The 4167-nt window shown below is 42.7% G+C and carries 3 protein-coding genes; all 3 read right to left on the bottom strand.

All coding sequences use genetic code 11. The features are described from left to right. Positions 1–38 precede the first annotated feature (38 nt). Positions 39–1367, bottom strand: a complete 1329-nt coding sequence (locus tag R2Q80_RS21845) for a gliding motility-associated C-terminal domain-containing protein (protein WP_316801644.1) — start codon at positions 1365–1367, stop codon at positions 39–41. Positions 1368–1376: 9 nt separating this feature from the next. Further along, complete coding sequence (locus R2Q80_RS21840) at positions 1377–2831, bottom strand: CshA/CshB family fibrillar adhesin-related protein (RefSeq protein WP_316801643.1); 1455 nt, start codon at positions 2829–2831, stop codon at positions 1377–1379. A gap of 6 nt (positions 2832–2837) precedes the next feature. Next, positions 2838–4167 (bottom strand): hypothetical protein (locus R2Q80_RS21835; RefSeq protein WP_316801642.1); only part of this gene is annotated, 1330 nt, incomplete at its 5' end.

Genomic DNA, 4167 nt, shown 5'->3' with positions numbered 1-4167 from the left:
ACTCAACACCAACAATAATAATTTCCTCATCCCCACAATTAATTTTTGAATGCCCTGATTAAAGTTATATATCCTTTAAATACCTGCCATGGCGCTGTGGCATTTTCTTTCACACGAAGTACATAGTAATAAGTACCCTCATTTAATCCCTCACCTGTCCAGTTATTTTGATAATTATCTGATTTATAAACCTGATTACCCCATCTGTTAACGATTACAAGATCGTTTTGTGCAAACAGGTTTAAGCCTCTTATTTCAAAGGTTTCATTGATGCCATCGCCATTTGGCGTAAAGAGGTTAGGAACAAATAAACTATTGCCTGAAACCGAATGTTTGGTAAAAAAGGCGCCGTTTGCTGCCATATCGGTAGCCACCATCACATTGGTCCGTACGTGCACACCGGTTGAAGGATTAGTAACAGATAAAAGGTCCCAATTGGAGCTGCCGAGATATTTGGCAATTGTTGCCGATGCATCAACAAATTTTGCACCGTCGGTACTGATGTTATGTTGCAGTGTAATTGTTGTTTGAACAGGTACGGAAGAGTAGATGTTCCACATCCTGTCGATACCCTGTGTGGTGGTAATTCCTGGCAAGCGCGCTGCAGAATAATCCTCCACACTGACATAAAATTTACCTGCCGATTGCGGCTGCAAAGTTGCCGGAGTATAATCGCCTTCTGCAATACCTACAGGAAATACAAAAGCCGTGTTGCTATCAAACTCTTTTACCATATGACCGGCGATACTGTTGCCCGTTACAACCATCCGGTCGCGGCTGTAGTTGGTAATTTTACCAGCGGCATTAAAGGCCAGGTTGTTTCCATTTAAAATAATGTTAGCACGGTTTACAGCCAGATCGAGCGTACCGCCTATATTTAGGGTTGCAGCCAGCGCACCAGTAGGATTGACTGTATTGTATCCCGGATCTTTAACATCAGACAGGATCACGTTATTTTTGTTTCTGTGTTCAATAATGAGGTTTATAAAGTTGCTGTTATTCCCATCTATTGCAGTGGCACCTGCAGACATACTGGTATAGTAAGGATTATCACCAGGATTATAAATGATGATTTTGCCTGTACCACTGAAAGTAGCACCTGGTGCAATCCAGATATTTTTACTGTAAATTTCCAAAACACCATTAATTACCCAATTGGCATTTGGACCGAAATAACACCCCTCAGTATAGCGGGTTTCGGTACTTCCAGCGTTAATGGTTACTGCAGAGTTATCTACTGTCATGCTTCCTGCACCGGTTTGGGCATAGCTGTTTATCCCACCAAAAAACAATGGGATAATAAAAAGCATTAACTTAAACAGCGGTTTTTTAACTAAACAGCTTAGATTCTGATATGGCGAATTCATGTAATGCATTTAATTTTTTCGCCCTTTTGAAGGAAGCATTGGATTGGTTATGGTTGGGCCCTGGATAAAGATTTTATGATCTTCTACCTCTCCGCCTGGAGTAGCAGTGGTAGGAGACAATAAATCGGTATAATTACGTCCGTACCTCAAACGTACATAAGTACTTCTGATGATCCTGGAAAATGGCACTGTCCATGTTAAAGTAACTGAAGTACCACCCTGAAGCGCCGGAACTGTTACCCGCTCACTATCTTCAAAAACTCCATTCTGGTTGAAATCGATCCAACCGGAAATATATCCATTAAAGGTTCCTGTGTAGGGGATAGTTGCTGCGATAATGTTCCCGGGCATGTAACTGGCTTTGTAAGAAAAGCTTTTATATTTTGTTGGCCATGCATCTTCTTCCAATACACCAGCAGGTCCGTTGTTGTTATCACCCATAGCATCCTTACTATATAGTGGTCCGGCATCAACATCCGGTGCTACAGTACCTAAGTAACCCGATGTAGAAGCAACCAGGGATCCAGGGGTATAAGCAGCGGTATTTAAATTGGTTGCAGTGGCAGTGGCTGTACCGGCAGCGATACCATCAGAAGTAATGGTAACTTTTTCAACTGCATGTAATGGGGCGCCATAACTGGCAGGTGCGTCTCCCCCATCTACGCCCGGAGGCAACACGCCGAGTGAAATAGCCGTTAAACCGCTCCCTTTTAATGTTACATCGAAAGTTACTGCATAATCGGTACCTGTAAAGGCAGTTTCATTGAAAGTTAAAAATGATACTGCGCCCGTATTGTCATCGTTTCCTCTGAGAAACTCAAACCGCTGGGCAGTTGAGCTTACATTAACTTTTCGTACCTCATAAGGAGTCGTTGTATTATTAAGATTTTTTTGTAGCTCCACGATATTCCAGACACCATCGGCTGTAGCATTAAAATACTCTGACGGCGCTAAAGACTCGGCATCACCCAAAACCATACCTGTTAGTTTTACCGGTGAACCCTGCAATGTCGCCTTACAAGTGATTCTGAAACTCGCCAACCCCCCACTCACACCGTTCCTGATACCGTTAACCAATTTATTTGCTGTTCCTACACCACCGATATTATACCTGTCATCCATTGAATCGTAGGCAAAATTTCCGGGTGCATAACTTTTAATACCATTGCCTGTTAAATTCGAAATTACAGCCTGTAAGCATAAATATCTTCCACCACCCAAATCAATAGACGCATAGGATGCTGAGCCATCGGCTAGATCAACGTTGTGCTTGCCATAGGGGTTATCGGTGATGTTATCGAGTGTCGAACCCCAGGTAAGCCAAAGCACCTGGTTTTTATAGGGACTGGTACCTCCTGTTGCAAATGTTGCCGTTTTCGGTTGTAAAGGATAACATTGAGCCTGAACATTCTGTGCATATAGCATTGCCAGAATTATTATCGATGATATGAATAGTCTTCTCATGTTGATTTATTTAACAGCAAAAACGATATTCATGAAAGAACCAACGGTCACATCAGCACCTGGAACCACAGTATAAGTTAATACACCTGCTGCACTCACCTGTACATTTGTAAAAACTGTGGTATCGTACCAGGTAACATAATAATACAGGTCAGTTTTAGCAATTATTGGCAATGCAGGGGCGCCAGGGCTGCTTTTTAAAGGTGTTAAAAACTGCTTCGAATAGCGATCGTAAAGGTTCATTGTTCCGAAAGACTCGCCGGTAACACCTGATTCAGCGACAAACTGATCAGCTGCCGTTGGAATAACTACCGAAGGCATATAAAAGAATTTCGGCATAGCGGCTTTAACTTGCTTTAATATTCCGTTTGCATCAGCTACTACTAACTGATCGGTAACGGCGCCGGTTTGTAAGCCTGTAACTGCCATGGTATTGTTGCCTCCTGTTGCCACAGTCAATAAATTAGTTCCTGTGGTTACCGTTGTGGCCTGATTTAAGGTTCCGCCTAATTGTACATTATTGTTAGCCACGGTTAGACCATTATTAGCATTCAGCCCCAGTTCTCCATTGCTATTAATGGTTACCGGACTGGTCGAAAGTTGTTTCACCACACCAGCAGTAGTACCGTTGGCAGTAGCAACGTTCACCTTGTAATCTGTCACATTTCCTGTAGTCGTTCCGGCTACTGTGGTATTTAAGCCATTTGATAACGTCGTCGTCTTTTGAGTGGCCACAACTGCTGTGGAAATGTCAAGCGGAGTACTTGCAACACCATTAACTGTGGTGATCAGTTTATTAGCAGCATCCAGAGTCGTCGCATTGGTATTGATGATGTTTACGGCAGTACCTGTTGTACCATTAACAGTGGTTGTAATAGTATTTCCTACAGATGCATTACTTACTGAGGTTGCAGCTGATTTATCAACCCATACAGTAGCTGTTCCTGCAGCGTTTGTTACTAACATCTGGTTTGCGGTGCCCGTTGTTATCTGGTTATTGGTTACTTTACCTCCAATGTTAGACAAGGTTAAGTTGGCCTCGGTAACATCAACCGAAAAAGCTTTTAGAGCAGCACCTGCTGGTGTTCCCCCTAAGGTTACTTTATTGCTTCCTGCAGTTACATTTTCACCAGTAATTGATCCGCTCGGGATAGTATTGGAATAAGTTACAGCACCTGTTGCGTCAGCAATTGCCAAACGGCCTGCTGTTCCTGTTCCGGCATCAAGTTTGGAAGCTGTAATATTCTTATCTGCAACATCTGCAGTTTTAACTTCGCCATCTTTGATTTTATCTGTAGTGATTGCATCAGCTCCAACTTTAGCGTTAGTTACTGAC

It is taken from the genome of Pedobacter frigidisoli (assembly GCF_032678525.1).
Classification (GTDB): Bacteria; Bacteroidota; Bacteroidia; order Sphingobacteriales; family Sphingobacteriaceae; genus Pedobacter; species Pedobacter frigidisoli_A.
Note: the sequence above shows the minus strand (reverse complement) of the source record. Positions and strands in the feature narration are given on the sequence as shown.

Bases quoted from the DNA above. Each gene is read 5' to 3' on its own strand.
- R2Q80_RS21845 (WP_316801644.1), bottom strand. From the start codon at position 1,367: ATGAATTCGCCATATCAGAATCTAAGCTGTTTAGTTAAAAAACCGCTG.
- R2Q80_RS21840 (WP_316801643.1), bottom strand. From the start codon at position 2,831: ATGAGAAGACTATTCATATCATCGATAATAATTCTGGCAATGCTATAT.